The organism is Polyangium mundeleinium (assembly GCF_028369105.1).
GTDB lineage: Bacteria > Myxococcota_A > Polyangia > Polyangiales > Polyangiaceae > Polyangium > Polyangium mundeleinium.
This window is the reverse complement of the sequence record NZ_JAQNDO010000001.1, coordinates 8,351,707-8,369,726: the sequence shown is the minus strand read 5'-3', so window position 1 is coordinate 8,369,726 and position 18,020 is coordinate 8,351,707. Positions and strand designations below refer to the sequence as shown.

The following is an 18,020-nucleotide window of genomic DNA, read 5'->3' as shown; positions in this document are numbered from 1 at the left end:
TCGGGAGCTACCGCCCGCGTTCGCCGGTCGGCCCTCGACCGACCCTTTCGGCCCACGCTCGGTCTACGTCGCGGCCGCGAGTCGTGCTACACCCGCCCGCGCATGGACATCCTCTTCGTCGCTTCCGAGATCGCGCCGATGGTGAAGGTTACCGGCCTCGCCGACGTCGTCGCGTCGCTCTCGAAGGCGCTCCGGCTCCTCGGGCACAAGGTCACCCTCGCGCTGCCGCGTTACCCTGGGATCGAAGCTTCCGGCGTCATGATCGCGCGGCGGCTGACCCCGCTCGTCCTCACCATCGGCGGCGAGCGCGTCGAGGTCACGGTCTTCGACGGGCGGCTCGGCTCGGGCGTGGAGCTCGTGCTCTTCGACGTCCCGGGGCTCTTCAGCGAGGGCCCCTCGCGCCTCGCCGACGAGGACGAGGGGGATCTCGCGGCTGCGCGGCGGTACGGCGTGTTCGCGCTCTCCGTGGTCGAGCTCGTTCGCCAGCGCGCGCTTGCGGGCACGCCGTTCGAGGTCGTCCACGCGCACGACTGGCCTGCGGCGCTGGTCCCGTACCTCCTGCGTGATCGGGAGGGCGACGCGCGTCCGGCCTCGGTGCTCACGCTCCACGATCTCGCGCGCCAGGGCCTCTTCCCGCGCGAGGCGCTCCGGGTCATCGGCCTCGGCGACGCGCACTTCCAGCCTTCGCTCCTCGAGTTTTACGGCAAGGTGAGCTTCCTCAAGGCGGGCCTGCTCGCCGCCGATGCCATCACCACGGTGTCGCCGACGTATGCCCGCGAGATCCTCACGCCCGAGCACGGCGAGCGGCTCGACGGCGTGCTCGCGGCGCGCGCGAAGGAGAACGAGATCGTCGGCATCGTGAACGGCATCGATTACGCCGTGTACAACCCGATGACCGATCCTGCGCTGCCTGCGCGGTACGACGCCGAGGACACGACGAACAAGGCGCGTTGCAAGAGCGCGCTCCTCGCCGAGCTCGGGCTCCCGATCGACATCGAGCGCCCGCTCGTCGTCTCGGTCGGCCGCATCTCCGCGCAGAAGGGCGGCGACCTGCTCGCCACCGCGCTGCCCAAGCTCCTGAAGAGCGACGCGAGCGTGGTCGTGGCGGGCGCGGGGGATCGCGCGATCGTCACGAAGCTCGAAGCCGCGATAGGCAAGTCGCCCGAGCGCGCGCGTCTCCTCGGTGATGCCGCCGAGCCGCTCGTGCACCGCCTGTTTGCAGCCGCGGACATCGTCCTCGTCCCCTCGCGCTACGAGCCCTGTGGCCTCGTGCAACTCTACGCGCAGCGTTATGGCGCGCTTCCGGTCGCGTATCGGACCGGTGGCCTCCTCGACACGATCGTCGATTGCGACGCGGCGCTCGAGACCGGGACGGGGTTCTTGTACGACAAACCCACGTCGACGCACCTCGTCGGCGCGGTGCAGCGGGCCCTCGCGGCCATGGCCTCGCCCCGCTGGCCGGCGCTCCGGCGCCGCGTGATGCGCCTCGACCTCGGCTGGGATCGCCCGGCGCGCCGCTACGTGCACGTGTATCGCTCGGCGATGACGAAGCGCGTCGCCTAGTTTTCGCCGAGAAGATGCGGCGAGCGGACGCTTCGTAGTACAGTGCATGCGCCCCTTTCGGGCGCTTGTGTCCCAGAACGTCGAATTCTACGTCTCCGAGCAGGGCAACATCCGCGGACCCGTGCGGCTGGAGGCGGTCCGCCGCGAGATCGGCGGGGGCGCGATGAAGAACCCGCTCTTCCGCATGGAAGGGTGCAAGCGGTTCCTCCCCGGCTCCGCGTGGGATCCGCTCTCGGACCTCTTTCCGGCGCCGAGCCCACCCGATCGGCCCGAGGGCAGCGTCGCCGAGGCGCTGCCGCGCGACCTCGCCAAGCTCGAACCTCAGGCCCGCGACAAGCTCCTCTGGTTCGTCGAGGACACCGACGGCGTCATGGGGCCCGTGACGGGCGCCTTCGTGGTGCGGGGCCTCATGACCGGCCGGATTCCGATCTCCTCGGGCGTCTCGCTCGTCAGTGTCCCCGGGTGGATCCGCGGCACCGCGGTGTTTCCGGCTGCGCTCGAAGGCGCGACCGCGATCCGCAAGCGCCCGCTGTCCACGTTCACCTGCCCGTATTGCCTCGAACCCGTCATGGTCGGCAGCACGAATTGCCTCATGTGCGGCGAGTTCGTGGGCATCGCGCAGCCGCGGCTCGGGCTGGGGCGCGTGGTGGGCCTCGTGGTCCTCGGGCTCGTGCTCGTGCTCGCGCCGCTCCTCGGGGGCGCGCTTTCTGTGCGCGGGGAAGGGCGCGGCGCGGGGGTCGAGATTCCTTCGGCAAACGCCGCGCCTTCGCCGGGCAGATCGGCGGCGCCGGCGTCGAGCGCCTCCGCGACGACGAGCGCTGGGAGCACGCCGGCCGATCCACAGGCAAACCCGCCGGCCGAGCCTGCGCCGGCCGCGCCGAAGCGGCTCGAAGGCAAGGTCGCGGCGAAGATCGACGTCGCGGCCGACGCCGAAACCGCGATCCTCCTGCCGCAAGGCCACGTGGCCGTCGCGCGTCGTGTCGCGCTCGACGTCGTCGATCCGCGGAGCGGCGTGGTCATGACGAGCTCGCGCGAGGCGCAATCCGCGCGCGTGATCGAGCGTGTCGGCGGCGCTCTTTATGCGCTCGGCCAGACCCGCATCGGCGCGCTCGAACCCGACACGCTCCGCGTCCTGCGCTGGATCGAGCCTCGCACCCAGCTCCTCCCGGGCGCCGCTGCCGCCTCGGCCGGCCTCGCGATCTTTCCTTCGGCCGTGGATCGCAGCGTCCTCGTCGTCGGCACCGAGCACCACGTCGAGATTGCGCGTTTCCGCTTCGGAGGCGCCATCCCGAGCGCCGTCGCGCTCGACGCCGAAGGCACCTGGGCCGTCGCGGCCGTCGCCGATCCTCGCCCGCGCGCCTATCCCGACGCGATCGAGGTCTTCGCGCCTCGAACGCCGCCGAGCGCGCAGCTCGTTCGGCACCTCTCGCTCGTGGATCCCGTCTCGGCCGTCGCCGTCAAATCGGGGTTTGCCTTTGCTGCGCTTGGCTCCTCGCGCATCGCGCGCGTCCCGCTCGAAGGAAAGGGCCTCCTCGCGGCGCCCGACCTTTCCCGCGACACCTGCACCGATCCCGTGTTTGTTCGGGCCGCACCCCGCACGCTCGTCGTTGGTTGCAGGGTCGGCCGCGCGCTCTCGCTGCATGCGCCGGCCACGCTCGCGCAGGACACGCGCCTCGAACTCGGCAGCCCCGTGACCGCGCTGGAAATCTCGCCCTCCGGCGACCAGGCGCTCGTCGCCACGGGCGCGCCTTCCCCCGGGGTGTACGTCGTTGATCTCGCGACGGGCGAGCCCATCCGGGTCGACGTCACCGACGAGGTCACGAACGTCCGATTCGGCAAAGACGCCGGCAGCGCGACGGCATTTTCGGCCCGCGCGCGCCGGGTGTGGGTGCTCCGGTGAGCAAGACGAAGTGCCCCAAATGCGGGTCGATTTCGATCCGGCAGGGCGCGACGAAGTGCCCCTCGTGCCGCGCGTGGGTGAGCTCGCCCAGGCTCGCGGGCAGCCGCGTGCAGCTCGGCGCGCTCGGGCTCGTGCTCCTCACGGCTGGGCTCGGCGGCTTCGGCATGCTCGCCGGCGGCGCGGCCGTCCTCGCCTCGCAAGGCCGCCTCGGCGGCCCGCGCGCGCCCGTCTCGGCGCCTCCGCCTGCGCTCCTCGCCGCGTCCTCGGCGCTGCCCCCAGCGCCCTCCGTGAGCGCCGCGTCCTCCGCGTTGGCTTCGGCCGCTCCGGCCGCGGACACGCCCCCTTCGTCGTCCGAGGCGCCCGCGGCGTTTGCCGTGGCCACCACGATTCGCCTCGACGCCCCGCCTGTCGACGTCGCCTTTGCGGACGACGAGGCGATGGCCTTCGTGCTCTGCGAGGACGGCACGCTCCGGGCGCACGCCCTCGATTCCGGCGCGGAGAAGGCCCGCGCGCGGCTCCCGGGCAAGGGCACGGCCCTCCGGCGGCTCCCCGCGGGCCGACTCGCCGTGCTCGGCGTCTCCACGGGCCTGCCCCTCGTGACGACGGCGCCCTGGCTCTCGGGCGCGGCGCCTTCGGCCTACCTGAAGAGGGTCGACGTGAAGGGCGCCCTCGACGTCGCGGCGAGCGGGGATCCGCCTGTCCTCGTCGTCGCGAGCGCCCAGGGAGGCCGCGTCGTCCGCCTTGTGGGGACCGATCTCGCGCCGGACGGCGAGATCCTCTTCCCGGCCCCGATCCGCGGCTTCGCGCCCCTGCCTTCTTCCGGCGGCGATCAGCTCCTCGTGCTCCTCGACGGGCGCACGCCCACCGAGCCGGGATCCGTGGTCCTCCTCGATCCTGTGACAAAACCTTTCGGCGGCGCCCGGTCGGCGTGGTCGTCGCTCCTCGAGCCGCGCGCCTCGGCGGCGCCTCGGGCGGCTTCCTCCGAGCGCGCCTTGCTCTTTGATCGGGCGACGGCGAAGGTCGTGGGGTTTTCCGTGGGGGCCGAGCCGCGCCTCGCGCCGGCGGGTCCGCAGCCGATCGCGGCATTCCCTTGGCCCGGGGAGCGCGCCGTGGTGATTGGCGCGGCGGGGGAAGGGACGCTCGTATCCCTGGATCACCGCGAAGTCCTCGCCACGGTCGCGCTCGGGGGGGTCCCTTCCTCGGCCGCGCTTTCGCCCGAGGGCCGGACGATCCTCGTCGCGCTTGGCGGCGGACCTCGTGGCAAGGGCGCGACCACGGTCGTGCTCGGCGGCGAGCCGCTGCGAATCGTTTCCACGCTGCAAACGGGGGAGGGATCCCAGGTGGTCTCCGTGGCTCCCGGGGGGCGTCTCGCGCTCGTCGCGGCGACGTCGGCGCGCGCCGTGACGGTCTTGCGGCGCCCCTGAGATCGCGCTCGGCGCCGCCGATTTTTTGCGCCCATGCGGCGCGAGATCGGCGAAACTGGCGGCGGCGTCTTGGCTCGGCGCCTTGCCTTGGAGTTTTCCATGACCATGTTCGCGACTTCCCTCCGCAGGAGCACGGTGCGCTCGTACGGCTTGGCGTCGATCTTCGTGATCGGCTCCGCGATGGTCGCGTCGGCGCCCGGGTGTCTCGACCAGCAAGGCTCGAACCCTTCGAGCGAGTGCACGACGGGGCAGACCGACCCCACCACGCCCGACGATTGCGTTCGCAAGGAATGCCAGGGGGGGAAGTTCGTCTCGGTCCCGAACGACATGGAGGTGCCGGACGACGCGAATCCCTGCACGCAGGACACCTGCTCGGCAGGCGCGCCCCAGCACACCGCGGTGAACGGGACGACGTGCAAGCTCGGCGACGGCATGGGCGAGTGTGTGTCCGGGCAATGCGAGATCCCGTGTACGAAGTCGGAAGAATGCGACGACAAGAACCGGTGCACGGTGGATTCGTGCGTCGGCGAGGTCTGCATGTTCGCGGTGACCGGCGACGCCGATCCCGACGACATGAACCCGTGTACGGTCGACGCCTGCGAGGGCGGCAAGGAGACCCACACGCCGGCGAACGGGGCGCCGTGCGGGATGAACGGCACGTGCAACGACATGGGCGTCTGCATCGGCTGCGGCAGCGAAACGGATTGCCCCGTCGACGATTTCTGCAGCGATTGGACGTGCACGAACAAGCAATGCGTCGTGACGCCGCTCAATGAAGGCGTGCAACTGCCCTCGAGCGACCAGTCGAGCGGAGACTGCAAGGCCAAGGTTTGCCAGAGCGGGAAGGTCGCGACGATCGCGGACGCGGCGGACCCCTTCAATGACGGCAACTCTTGCACGGCCGATCAGTGCAACGAGATGGCCCCCGTGAACCCGCCGCTCCCGACGCTCTCGCAATGCGCGACGTCGAACAACCCGACGGGGATGGGCAAGTGCGACGGCGTCGGCGTTTGCCTCGGATGCTCGCAGACGGCCGACTGCGGAGGGGGACCTCCGTGGCATACGTGCGACGTGACCGTCAACACTTGCTTTAGCTGCAGCGACAACACGCAGAATGGCACCGAGACGGACGTGGACTGCGGCGGCGAATGTATCGAGCGGTGCGAGCTCGGCGAGAAGTGCGTCGTAACCTCCGACTGCGAGGGGGAGTGCGACAACAAGGTCTGCGTGGATTGCTTCGACAACGTCAAGAACGGCACGGAAGGGGACAAGGATTGCGGTGGCGTTTGCGTGCTGAAGTGCGCGACCGACGCCTCGTGCAATGTGAACGCCGATTGCTTCAACGGCGTTTGCAAAAATGGCACGTGCGCCGCGGCTTCCTGCAGCGACCTGGTCCAGAACGGCAGCGAGACGGATGTCGATTGCGGCGGCTCGTGCCCCGACTGCGGACCCGGAAAGAAGTGCATGGGGAACGGGGACTGCACCAACGACTGCGTCAACAATATTTGCAACTGACGTCACCTGCTCCGAAAGAGATCCGTCATGCCCCGCCCTCGCTTTTTATCCGCCCTCCTCGCCACGGCGTTCGTGGCGTCCGCGCTCGTGCAGGCTTCCTCCTGCGCGCTCGACACGAACGGCTCGGAGCCTGTGAAGACCCAGGAGCCTTGCGAGTCTGCCGCCAACTGCAACGACAATAGCTCGTGCACCGTCGATACGTGCAGCGACGAAAAGATCTGCGTCTACACGCCGATCGAAGACGGGCCGAACCCGGCGCAGACCGTCGGCGATTGCCAGCGGATTGATTGCGCGGTCGGCAAGGAAGTCACCGTCACCGACAACGCGGACATCCCCGACGACAACGAGCCCTGCACGAACGACGTCTGCACGGCCGGCATGCCGAGCAATGCACACGCGCCTGAAGGCGAGGCGTGCCAGCGCGGCAACCAGAGCGGCACGTGCGAGATGGGCGTCTGCCAGATCTCGTGCGACGCGCAGAACCCGTGCAACGATGGCAACCCCTGCACGGACGACTTCTGCAACATTGCCACGAGCAAGTGCGTCTTCACGAACATCGACGGCTTGCCCACCCCGGGCGCCACGCAGAACCCGGGGGATTGCAAGCAGAAGCTCTGCGTCGGGGGCAAGGACACGGACGTCACCGACGACACGGACGTGCCCGTCGACGTGAATCCCTGCACGGAGAACATCTGCACGAGCGGCGCCCCGTCGAACCCGCCCACGACCACGGGGACGCCGTGCACGCCCGAGGACACGGACGTGTGCGACGGCGCGAGCCACTGCGTCCAGTGCACCCAGCCCAGCCATTGCATCGGCATCATCACCGAGGACGAGTGCACGAAGGCTGATTGCGTGAACAATGCCTGTGTCGAGAAGTACATGGGTACCGACACGCCGGCGAGCCCGGCCCTCCAGACCGCGGGCAACTGCAAGATGATCGTCTGCAATGGCAACGGCGGCACGACGGAGGTCGTGGACGACACCGATAAGCCGAACGACGGCAAAGCATGCACGACGGATACCTGCTCGAACGGCGTGGGGAGTTCCACGCCCGTCTCGCAAGGCACGGCCTGTGGCATGGCCCAGGTCTGCAATGCGACCGGCGCTTGCGTCGGTTGCAACACGGCCGCCGATTGCGAGGGCACGGACGATTTCTGCAAGAAGCGCACGTGCATCAACAACGTGTGCGGCGTCGACTACACGGCGAACAACACGGCGCTCCCGAGCGGACAGACCGAGGACGACTGCAAGCGCCTCGTCTGCGACGGCGCGGGCAACACGGTCACCGTCGCGGATTCCACGGATCCCAAGGTCGACGGCAACGACTGCACGCAGGATACGTGCAATGGGACCACGCCGTCGAACCCGAACCAGCCCGCCGGCGCGGCGTGCAACCAGAACGGCGGCGACGTCTGCAACAGCGGTGGGCAGTGCAAGAAGTCGCCCGGCAAGAGCTGCGCGGCCAACGGCGATTGCGCGAGCACCTTCTGCGTCGACGCCGTCTGCTGCTCCTCGAACTGCACCGGGACGTGCCGCGCGTGCAACCTCGCCGGGAGCCTGGGCACGTGCAACCCCGTCCCGAAGGGGCAGGAGGACGCGCCTTCGTGCACGGGCGCGAGCTCGTGCGACGGCACGAACAACGGCAACACCGCCTGCAAGAAGGACGACGGGCAGGGGTGCGGCGGCACGAGCGAGTGCGTGAGCAACTTCTGCGTCGACGGCCGGTGCTGCGAGTCGTCGTGCACCACGACCTGCCAGGCGTGCAACGTCTCGGCGAACGAGGGCAAGTGCGTCAACATCCCCTCCGGTCAGCCCGACGTCAGCGCGAGCATGACGTGCACGAACGGCAGCGTGTGCAATGGCTCCGGCGGCTGCAAGGGCTCCAACGGGACGAACTGCAACGGGGCGGGGGATTGCCTCAGCAACTTCTGCGTCGATGGGGTCTGTTGCGGCTCGTCGAGCTGCGGGGCCTGCCAGGCGTGCAACGTCCCGGGGATGCTGGGCTCGTGCTCGAACGTCCCGTCGGGGCAGGATGACGGCCCCTGCTCGGGCGATCAATCGTGCGACGGCAACGGCGCCTGCAAGACGGACCTCGGGAAGACGTGCATGATGGGGACGCAGTGCCTCTCCACGAACTGCGTGGATGGCGTTTGCTGCAACAGCACCTGCACCGGGACGTGCCAGGCGTGCAACGTCTCGGGGAACGTCGGCACGTGCTCGAACATCCCGCCGGGCAACGACGATAACTTCCCGGCGAATGCGTGCGTCGGCAGCGACAAATCGTGCGATGGCATGGGCGAGTGCAAGAGCGACCTGGGCACGCCCTGCGGAGCCGCGGTAGATTGTATGAGTGGCCATTGTGTCGACGGCGTGTGCTGCGAGAACGCGTGCAACACGACGTGCATGCAGTGCAACGCGTCCGGCTCCTGCATGGCCGTCCTGAAATACTCCGAGGACACCTTCCCCGCGAATGCATGCGTCGGAAACAAGAGCTGCGATGGCACGAACGACGGCGCCAATGCGTGCAAGCTCGACGACGGCCAGGACTGCGACAGCGACAGCGACTGCGTGAGCAACAAGTGCCCGGGCGGCAACAACTGTATGCCGTGACATCGCAGAGGCCGCCGTCCTGCGGGGGATGACGGCGGCCTCGTCCCCCTCGAAGACCGATTGCAGAACGAACAGAACACCCGACCGATGCCCAACCGCCCCCGCATCCTCGCCTCTCTCCTCACCACGCTCCTCTCCGCCGCCCTCGTCTCGCCGATTGCCTCGTGTGGGCTCGATACCAATGGGTCCCGACCCATCGAGGATACGAAGGCCTGCCTCGTCAACGAGAACTGCGACGACCAGAACCCCTGCACGGTCGACGTCTGCGGGAACGACGGGACGTGTGTCCTCGTGCCGGTCGACGACGGGCCGATGCCGGGACAAATCGCCGGGGATTGCCAGCGGGTCGATTGCGTGGCCGGCGCCGTCGTCACGACGAACGACGACGCCGACATCGAGAACGACGGCGAGAGCTGTACGAACGATGCGTGCGCGATGGGCGCTTCGGTCCACACGCCGGCGCAGAACGGGACGAGCTGTCTCTTCGGCACGGCGCAGGGGACGTGCCAAGGCGGGGCGTGTTCGGTCGAGTGCAGCGCGCAAAAGCCGTGTGACGACGGCAATGCCTGCACCGAGGACACCTGCAATGCGGGCGCGGGCACCTGCCTCTTCACGGATCTCGACGGATTGCCGACGCCGGGGTACGTGCCCGTGTCCGGCGATTGCTTGCAGCACATCTGCGTCGCGGGCGAGGACACGGCCGTCGTCGACGACACGGACATCCCCGTCGACATGAACACCTGCACGCTCGACGTGTGCACGATGGGCGCGGCGATGAACCCGCCCGTGAGCGCGGGCGAGCCCTGCGAGCCGGGCAAGCCCGAGGTCTGCGACGGCGCGTCGGGCTGCGTCGAATGCAACGAGCCCGCCGATTGTGGCCACCTGCCGCCGGATGACGTCTGCCAGCAGCGCACGTGCGAGAACCACATCTGCGGGCAGACGTTCGCGCCGGACGGCACCATGTTCTCCAGCCAGGCGGCCGGCGATTGCATGCGGGTCGTGTGTGACGGCGCGGGCGCGACGAAAGAGATCGTCGACGATACCGACCTGCCGAACGACGACAACGCCTGCACGAAGAACGTCTGCACGAACGGCGCGCCGTCGTTCCCGAGCGAGGCGCTCAACACGGCGTGCGGCGCCGGGCTCTACTGCGACGGCGGCGGGACATGCGTCGGCTGCAACGAGGCCACGCAATGCGACGGCACCGACGATTTCTGCAAGGTCCGCACGTGCATCAACAACCAGTGCGGCGTGAGCTACACGCCCGAGGGCACGGCTCTGCCGGACGACCAGACGGCCCTCGATTGCAAGGTCGTCGAATGTGACGGCCAGGGCCACATCGTCACGTCGCCCGACACGGCCGACAAACCCGTCGATGGCAACGAGTGCACCGACGACGTGTGCAGCGCGGCCGGCGTGCCCTCGAACCCGGACCGGCCCCTCAACGCCGCGTGTGATCAGGACGGCGGCACCGTGTGCAACGGCGCCGGCGTGTGCAAGAAGGGGCCCGCGCAGACGTGCGGCGGGGCCGTCGAGTGCTTGAGCGGCCATTGCGTGGACGGCGTCTGCTGCGACGCGGCCTGCAGCGACACGTGCAAGGCGTGCAACGTCGCGGGCAGCGTCGGCACGTGCACGAACGTGCCCGTCGCGACCGAGGACGCGCCGACCTGCACGGGCGCGAACGCCTGCGACGGCGCGGGCACGTGCAAGAAGGACAGCGGCCAGACGTGCGCGGGCGCAGTCGATTGCGTCAGCGGCTTCTGCGTGGACGGCGTCTGCTGCGGCAGCGCTTGTGACACCGCGTGTTTCGCCTGCAACCTCATGGGCAGCGTCGGCACGTGCACGCCGCTCGTCTCCGCGGAGGACACGAATCCCACGAACGCGTGCGCGGGATCGCGGTCCTGCGATGCGACCGGCGCCTGCAAATCGAAGGACGGCGGCCTTTGCCTGGCCGCCGGCGATTGCCTCAGCGGGCATTGCGCCGACGGCGTCTGCTGCGACACGGATTGCACCGACTCGTGCAAGTCCTGCAACCTCGCGGGTTCGGCCGGCGTCTGCTCGTTCGTCGCGGATGGGCAGGACGACATGGGGACGTGCGCAGGGGCCACCCAATCCTGCGACGGCGCGGGCATCTGCAAGAAGGTCGCGGGCGAAACGTGCGCCGGGGCCGTGGAGTGCCTGAGCGGGTTCTGCGCCGACGGCGTCTGCTGCAATGCGGCCTGTGGCGAGACGTGCAAGGCGTGCAACGTCGCGGGCAACGTCGGCACCTGCACGAACGTGCCGATCACGACGAACGACGCGCCGGGGTGCGTCGGGACGAGCTCCTGCGACGGCGCGGGCGCGTGCAAGAAGGATCCGGGCGAGCCCTGCCAGGACGGCGGGGAGTGCGTGCTCGGGTTCTGCACCGACGAGAACGTCTGCTGCACGAGCGCGTGCGCCGGCACGTGCCAGACGTGCAACCTCGCGGGCTCGGCGGGCACCTGCACGAACGTCCCCGCGGGGCAGGACGACGCGGCCACGTGCGCGGGGATGAACCAGTCGTGCGACGGCGCGGGCGCTTGCAAAAAAGAGAGCGCGGCTGCGTGCGTCGCCGACGCGGAGTGCATGAGCGGCCATTGCGTGGACGGCGTCTGCTGCGACACGGCGTGCGCGGGCACGTGTTTGGCGTGCAACCTCGCGGGCTCGGCGGGCGTCTGCTCGTTCGTCGCGAATGGCCAGGACGACCCGATCACGTGCACGGGCATGAACCAGTCCTGCGACGGCGCGGGCGCGTGCAAGAAAGAAAACGCGGCCACGTGCGTCGCCGACGCCGAGTGCTTCAGCGGCACCTGCGTGGACGGCGTCTGCTGCGACACGGCGTGCGCGGGCACGTGTTTGGCTTGCAACCTCGCGGGCTCGGCGGGCGTCTGCTCGTTCGTCGCGAGTGGTCAAAACGACGCCGGCACGTGCGCCGGGGCGGACGAGACCTGCGACGGCGCCGGCGCGTGCAAGACCTTGCAGGGCAAGCTCTGCGGCGTGGATGCGGAATGCCTGAGCGGCCATTGCACGGACGGCGTCTGCTGCGACGACGCCTGCACGGGCATCTGCGAGGCGTGCTCGGCGGGGAAGAAGGGCAGCGGCGTCGACGGCGTCTGCGCGCCCATCACGAAGGGCACCGATCCGGACATGGAGTGCACGATGCCGGGCACGTGCGACGGCGCGGGCATGTGCATCGGCGACCTCGGCGACACGTGCACGGATGGCGCGGACTGCGCGAGCGGCCATTGCGCGGACAACGTCTGCTGCAACATGGCCTGCGCCGACGATTGCTTCTCGTGCGGGCTCGGCGGCATGGAGGGCCAATGCATGCCGGTCGCGGCGGGCACGACCGACGGGACGTGCGTCGCGGCGGACCTCGAGGTCTGCGACGGCGCGGGCGTGTGCCTCGGCGACACGGGCTTCGCGTGCAACGACAACGCGCAGTGCTTCTCGAACAACTGCGTGAACGACGTGTGTGAGCCGTGAGCGACGATTTTCCCGAAAAAGCGCCCGCCCGCCCGTCCGCCTCCCCGTAACCTGACCCACCCTCCCACGCAGTCCCCTCGCCAAGACGTTGCCCGAGGCGCGCGTTCGTCCTAAGCAGCGCCGAACCTCCTCGATGTCCCCGCGCGCGCGTCCCTCCCGAAGGCCAGCGCTCCTCGCCCTGCTGCTCGCTCTCCCGAGCTGCGGTAACGTCGAGGATCCGCCGGGGCGCGTCCTCGATCGGGCCCCCCCGGGCGCGACGCTCAAGCGCCCCGACAAGCTCGAAGGCACCCCCGCCGCGGACAAACGCGCCGAGGAGGACACCGAGCCGGGCCGCGGCGCCAAGATCGGCAGCATCGCGATGCGGACCTGGATCTACGTCGCGCCCGACGATCGCTCGACCAAGCTCGGTTACCTGCGCGCCGGCGCCGTCGTCGACCGCGCCGAGACATCCGCCGGCACCCGGCGCTGCGAGGGCGGCTGGTACCGCATCGTCCCGCGCGGCTACGTGTGCGTCGGCAAAGGCGCGACGCTCGCGCTCGATCACCAGGTCATCCAGGCCGCCCTGCGAGGCCCCGACCGCGCGGCCACGTTGCCCTACGCCTACGTGATGTCGCGCTCGCCTGCACCCCACCTCTACTTCCGTCTGCCGACCGACAAGGACCAGCGCCGCGTCGAGGGGCCCACCGTGCGTGAGCACGTCCGCCTCGCGATCACGCCGAACGTCCCGCTCGACACCGTGCCCGCGTTCCTCGGCGAGGGCCGTGATCTGCCGAAGCCCTACGGCGCCGTCGAGCCGCTCCGCTACACCGTGCACGCCGGCCGCGCGAAGGAAGAGTCGGCCTTCGGGCTGATCACGGCCTTCGAATGGACGAGCCGCAAGTTCGGCCTCACGACCGAGCTCGATCTCATCCCGCTCGATCGCACGAAGCCCGCGAAGATCAGCGCGCACCACGGCGTGGTCGTCGACAAACCCGGCCTGCCGGGCATCGTCGTCAGCCACGGCGCGTCGAAGCTCGTCGAGGGGGCCGACGGCCGGATGCGCGAGCAGGGGATCGCGCCCTGGCGATCGGGCTGGATCCTGACGGGCAACACGAAGGGCGGCGAGCGCGGGTTGTGGGAGACGACCGAGGGCTTCTGGCTGCCCGCCGAGACGATGCTGATCGGCACGCCGCGCGAGGATCCCGTCGGGCACGCGCGCGCCGGCAAGAAGTGGATCGACGTGTCGATCAAGAAGCAGCTCCTCGTGGCGTACGAGGGGACGCGGCCGGTGTTCGCGACGCTCGTGTCCACCGGGCGCGGCGGGATGAGTGATCCCGAGAAGACGACCGCCACCATGCGCGGGGTCTTTTACGTGCACGCGAAGCACGTCTCCGGGACGATGGACGGCGAGGAGGGCTCGGACTCGTTCGATCTACGCGACGTGCCCTACATCCAGTACTTCCACGAGGGCTACGCGCTGCACGGCGCGTACTGGCACGACGAGTTCGGCAAGCCGCGCAGCCACGGCTGCGTGAACCTCGCCCCGGCCGACGCGAAATGGCTCTTCGACTGGACCGACCCCGTCGTCCCCCCCGAATGGCACGGCGCCGTCAACCTCGAAGGAGGGACGCTCGTCTGGACCCACGGCGGTTGATGCAGGGTTCTAGAACGTAAAACGCGCGGACGCGCCAAACGGCCCGAGCGAGACGACGGCGGCGGGTTCGCGGGAACGTTCGACCTGCCCGAGGACGAACACGGGGATGCCCGCGACGAACATGGCGCCGCCGATCCCCATGAGCACGGTCGGGAAGATCCAGGACGACTTCGCGCAGGGGACACACGCGGCGCGATCGGCGTTTTCGTTCGCTACGTAGAGCCCGGCGCCGAGGCCGGTGACGACCGCGCCGCTCACCATCAAGGCGATGCCGGAGGTGATCTTCGTGCGACCCGGCGGGGGTTCGAGCGCGTTCGCGTCGCGGGAAGGGAACGAGGCGGCGACGAACCCGAGCGCTGCAGCGAGGGCCACGCGACGCGCGCGCGGGCTCGCCTCCGCTGAAATGCGGGCTGCAGCGCTCGGGAAGCGCGGGCGTCTCACTTACAAGCTGCGGGTGCGCCGGCGCCCTTCAGCATGTTGCGGACCGCGGTGAGCGCCTGGCGGCCCTCCGGCGAGTTGACGAGCCCGTCGCACATGCCGGCGGCGGCCAGGTACGAGGCCTTCTGATCGAGCGGCGCCGAGTTCGCGTTCTGCCGGAGCGCGGAGCAACAGGCGCGGATGCCCGTCGAATCGCCCGTGCCGACGACCTTCTTGCCCGCGTCCGCGTCCTCGCCGGCGTCCGAGGCGTCCGAGCCTGCATCCTCCTCGACCACGAGCGGCGTCGGCGTCGGGGCCGGCGTCGGCGTCGGCGCGGGGATGGCCGAGGGCGCGGGCGGAACTTCTTCTTCCTTGTTGCCGCAGCCATTGGCCACGAGGGCCAGAGCGAGGGGCAGCACGGCGGCGCAGAGAGCGGTGATGTAGCGCGTTTGGTTCATGGTGTACCTGGAAGTATCCCGGTCGCTCGGACCTGGCGAACTTTCTTGGCGTCCGTCCGCCGAACGATGTTTGGACGAAACTCCAAGGGACCGCAAGAGCTAGGTGAGTCCCGAACGTGCCCGACGTACCAGCGTCGTGGACGATCTGTCCCACGCATCGCAGCGGAGGCGCACGTGCGGGCCAAAGTCAAGCGCGCGCGACGTAGGGGAGCCCGCTGGGTACGGCCTCTCCCGGACGAAGACGGCCCCGCGACAGCGCAACGGACCCTGCACCCCGTTCGCAGCGAGGCGTGTTTATCATCGAACGAGCCCCGTTCACCGCGTCGCATTTTCTATCACCAAACACTCGCCAAGGAGCCCCATGGCACGCTTGAACCTGTTCGACCCCGCGTACCGCAAGAACCCGTATCCGTACTTCGCCGAGCTGCGCCGGTCGGCGCCGGTGACGCAGGTCGATCCCGGCGGGATGTGGGCCGTGAGCCGCTACGACGACATCGTGGAGGTCTTCAAGCAACCCACGCGCTTCTCGTCCTATGGCCAGCGCGCCGCGGCCATTCAGCCATGGATCGAGCGCAACCCGCTGGCCGACTCGATCGCCATGATGGACCCTCCGCAGCACGGCAAGTACCGCGCGTTCGCCACCGACGCCTTCAAGGTGCGCGTCCTCCCTCGCATCGAGCCGCTGGCCCGCGCCGTGGCCCGTGATTTCGTCGTCCGTGCCCGCGAGGGCGGCGAGATCGACGTGTGCGACGACATCGCCTCGGCGATGCCCATGGGCGTCATCGCCAACCTCCTCGGCATCGAGAGCGCGCACCGCCAGCGCGTCCGCGCATGGAACGACGATATCATCGCCATCAATCCCGGTACGCCCCCCGAGGCCCAGCCGCGCATCCGCGCTTCCATCGCGGAGCAGGAGCGCTACCTGCTGGAGGTGATCGAGGAGCGGCGGCGCGCGCGTCGTGATGATCTGGTGAGCGACCTGCTCGACGTCCAGATCGATGGGCACCACCTCACCGACGACGAGATCTTGAGCTTCCTCTTCGTCATCATCGTCGCGGGCTACGAGACCTCGTCCCACATGCTCACCTACGCGCTGCGTATCCTCGCCACGTACCCCTCGCTGCTCGACCGCCTGCGCGCCAATCCCACCGAGATTCCGAACTTCATCGAGGAGCTTTTGCGCTTCGAGTCGCCGGTGCAACTGGCGGTGCGCCTCTCGGTCGCGGAGGAGGAAATCGCCGGGGTACGTGTCCCCGCGGGCGCGATTCTGCTCTTGCTCGTGGCCTCGGCCTGCCGCGACGAGCGCTACTTCGAGGACCCGGACCGCTTCGACATGGACCGCAAGCAGCGCGCGACCATCTCCTTCGGCCACGGCATTCACTATTGCCTCGGAGCCGCGCTGGCGCGGGCCGAGGCGCGCTTCGCGCTCGAGGAGATCCTGCCGCACATCCGCGGCGTGCACATCACGCGTGAACCCACCTGGAACATGTCGTTGACCGCGCGCGGACCGCTCACTTGCTGGATGAAGTTCGATCCGGCCCAGGAGCGCTAGCCCAGCGCCCTACCTCCTCGCCCCTCTCGCATCGACGTCCCCCGACACCGCCCTCGCCGATCTCCACCTCAGGGTTTCGCCGGCTCCTGCGTCGGCAGGTCTTGTTCGATCTCGCCCGTCTCCGGGTTCACGTCCTCGATGGGCTTGCGCTCGCGCAGATAACGGCGAATCGCTTCATTCTGCACGAGAATGGGCTCGAGCAGCGCGCCGCGCGCCGTCCGATCGGCCTCGCTGTCGGAGGGGTATTTGCCCAGGATCATCGCCACGGCTTGCAGCAGGAGGGATTGCCCTTTGGCGCGCGCGTCCTTCACCTTGGCGAAGGTCAACGCGCCGCCCGGCCCCTCGATGGCCGCACGATATTGCTCTTCGAGATCCCTGAGCCGCGCCACCTGCCGCGTGAGGCCGAGCTCCGCCACGAGCGGTTTGTAATCGGGCTCGTCGACGCGCGACAGGATTCGCTGGACCTCCGCCAGCTCCTCCACGAACGGGAGGGAGGTGATGGCGCCCGCGCCCTTCGGGAGCAGGACCGCGATCATCTTTTGCGCCGCGTCCGCGAGCGGATCGCCCGGCGCGGAGGCCCGGATCTGCGCGTCGGCGCCGTCGCGGAATGCCGTGATCGCGGCGTCCACGTAAATGTCGATTTGCCTCGCCTCCGGCGAATAGGTCGTGAGCTTGCGGCCCGCCCACTTCGCCTCGAGCGCGCGCGTCTCGGTGTCGTGCATGATGGCGTGGGCCGCGTGCGCAGCGAGATCCACGTGCGACGCGGCCACAGCAGCCTTCCGCACCTGGAAGAGGGCGAAGAGGCGTCGGCCGGTCGAGAATGCATAGAAGTTGAAGAGGGACGCGAGGAGGGGCTCCATGCGGGCAATCCTTTCGGAGGTCGAGCCTCCGCCTGGGTGGTGGTGAGGCGGGTCGCATGCTGCACGAGGCGCGGTGAGAAAAGCAAGGGGGTTCCGTAGGCGGGACCCCAGCGTGAGCGAGGGAAGGGGTGGGGCTCGTGGGCTGGGGCGTCGACCGCGAGGAAGGAGGGCGCGGGGGTCCTCGTTTGGAACATGCGCGCGGACCGAAGTGGGCGCGGAGGTCGTCACGTCCTGCTCGACCCGCGCGCGAGGAGGCCCGGGGGCTCTCGGAGCACGACGCGAGCGCCGATCGAGGAGGCTCGTGCCCTCCTGCCTTGCCGCGCGCGTCGCGATGAAAGCGCCCTTCGCCCTCCTACGCTCGCATCGAACCGCGAGGGGAAGAGGGGCACGGGCGTTTCGATCGGGATCCGTGGTGCAAGGTTCGAGCGTGGCGGGCAGCGGTCGTCGGGTTCGGGTCGGCGCGTTCGAGGGGGGAGAGCTCCGAGGTTCGCGCGTGAGAACGAGGCGGCGAGGGGCGCAGGCGTCTCGGCTGGGGGTCGAACGGGATTCGGGGTGGGGTCGAGGGTCGGCGGAGGGGGGTC

At 69.6% G+C, this 18,020-nt stretch carries 11 protein-coding genes; 8 read left to right on the top strand and 3 right to left on the bottom strand.

Annotated features, from left to right (window positions below):
* The first annotated feature begins 102 nt into the window (after nt 1-102).
* The 7 genes from POL67_RS33245 to POL67_RS33215 all read left to right on the top strand — a co-directional run bounded on the left by POL67_RS33245 (nt 103) and on the right by POL67_RS33215 (nt 14,152).
* Nucleotides 103-1,563, top strand: coding sequence for a glycogen synthase (locus tag POL67_RS33245; RefSeq protein ID WP_271924559.1), 1,461 nt, complete (start codon nt 103-105; stop codon nt 1,561-1,563).
* A 46-nt stretch (nt 1,564-1,609) separates the two neighbouring features.
* A complete protein-coding gene (locus POL67_RS33240) occupies nt 1,610-3,463 on the top strand; it encodes a YncE family protein (protein WP_271924557.1) in 1,854 nt (617 codons plus the stop codon).
* Nucleotides 3,460-4,887, top strand: coding sequence for a YncE family protein (locus POL67_RS33235; RefSeq protein WP_271924555.1), 1,428 nt, complete (start codon nt 3,460-3,462; stop codon nt 4,885-4,887). The genes POL67_RS33240 and POL67_RS33235 overlap by 4 nt, the downstream gene beginning before the upstream one ends.
* A gap of 105 nt (nt 4,888-4,992) precedes the next feature.
* Entirely contained in the window at nt 4,993-6,402 is a 1,410-nt protein-coding gene (locus POL67_RS33230; RefSeq protein WP_271924553.1) for a hypothetical protein, read from the top strand.
* Between the two features lie 27 nt (nt 6,403-6,429).
* Complete coding sequence (locus POL67_RS33225) at nt 6,430-9,015, top strand: hypothetical protein (protein WP_271924551.1); 2,586 nt, start codon at nt 6,430-6,432, stop codon at nt 9,013-9,015.
* Nucleotides 9,016-9,102: 87 nt separating this feature from the next.
* Nucleotides 9,103-12,519: a hypothetical protein gene (locus POL67_RS33220; RefSeq protein ID WP_271924549.1), complete on the top strand. Its 3,417-nt coding sequence runs from the start codon at nt 9,103-9,105 to the stop codon at nt 12,517-12,519.
* Between the two features lie 133 nt (nt 12,520-12,652).
* Nucleotides 12,653-14,152, top strand: a complete 1,500-nt coding sequence (locus tag POL67_RS33215) for a L,D-transpeptidase (RefSeq protein WP_271924547.1) — start codon at nt 12,653-12,655, stop codon at nt 14,150-14,152.
* A gap of 9 nt (nt 14,153-14,161) precedes the next feature.
* Here the strand turns inward: POL67_RS33215 and POL67_RS33210 are convergent, their stop codons facing one another.
* Together POL67_RS33210 and POL67_RS33205 are read right to left on the bottom strand one after the other, a co-directional pair.
* Nucleotides 14,162-14,524 carry a hypothetical protein gene (locus POL67_RS33210; RefSeq protein ID WP_271924545.1) on the bottom strand — a complete coding sequence of 121 codons (363 nt, stop codon included), beginning with the start codon at nt 14,522-14,524 and terminating at the stop codon, nt 14,162-14,164.
* A 65-nt stretch (nt 14,525-14,589) separates the two neighbouring features.
* Nucleotides 14,590-15,027 carry an acyltransferase gene (locus POL67_RS33205; protein WP_232379388.1) on the bottom strand — a complete coding sequence of 146 codons (438 nt, stop codon included), beginning with the start codon at nt 15,025-15,027 and terminating at the stop codon, nt 14,590-14,592.
* A 361-nt stretch (nt 15,028-15,388) separates the two neighbouring features.
* Here POL67_RS33205 and POL67_RS33200 point away from each other — a divergent pair, with 361 nt between their 5' ends.
* Complete coding sequence (locus POL67_RS33200) at nt 15,389-16,579, top strand: cytochrome P450 (RefSeq protein ID WP_271924542.1); 1,191 nt, start codon at nt 15,389-15,391, stop codon at nt 16,577-16,579.
* A 68-nt stretch (nt 16,580-16,647) separates the two neighbouring features.
* On the opposite strand, the gene POL67_RS33195 is transcribed toward POL67_RS33200, so the two are convergent.
* A complete protein-coding gene (locus POL67_RS33195) occupies nt 16,648-17,439 on the bottom strand; it encodes a hypothetical protein (protein ID WP_271924540.1) in 792 nt (263 codons plus the stop codon).
* Between the last annotated feature and the right edge of the window lie 581 nt (nt 17,440-18,020).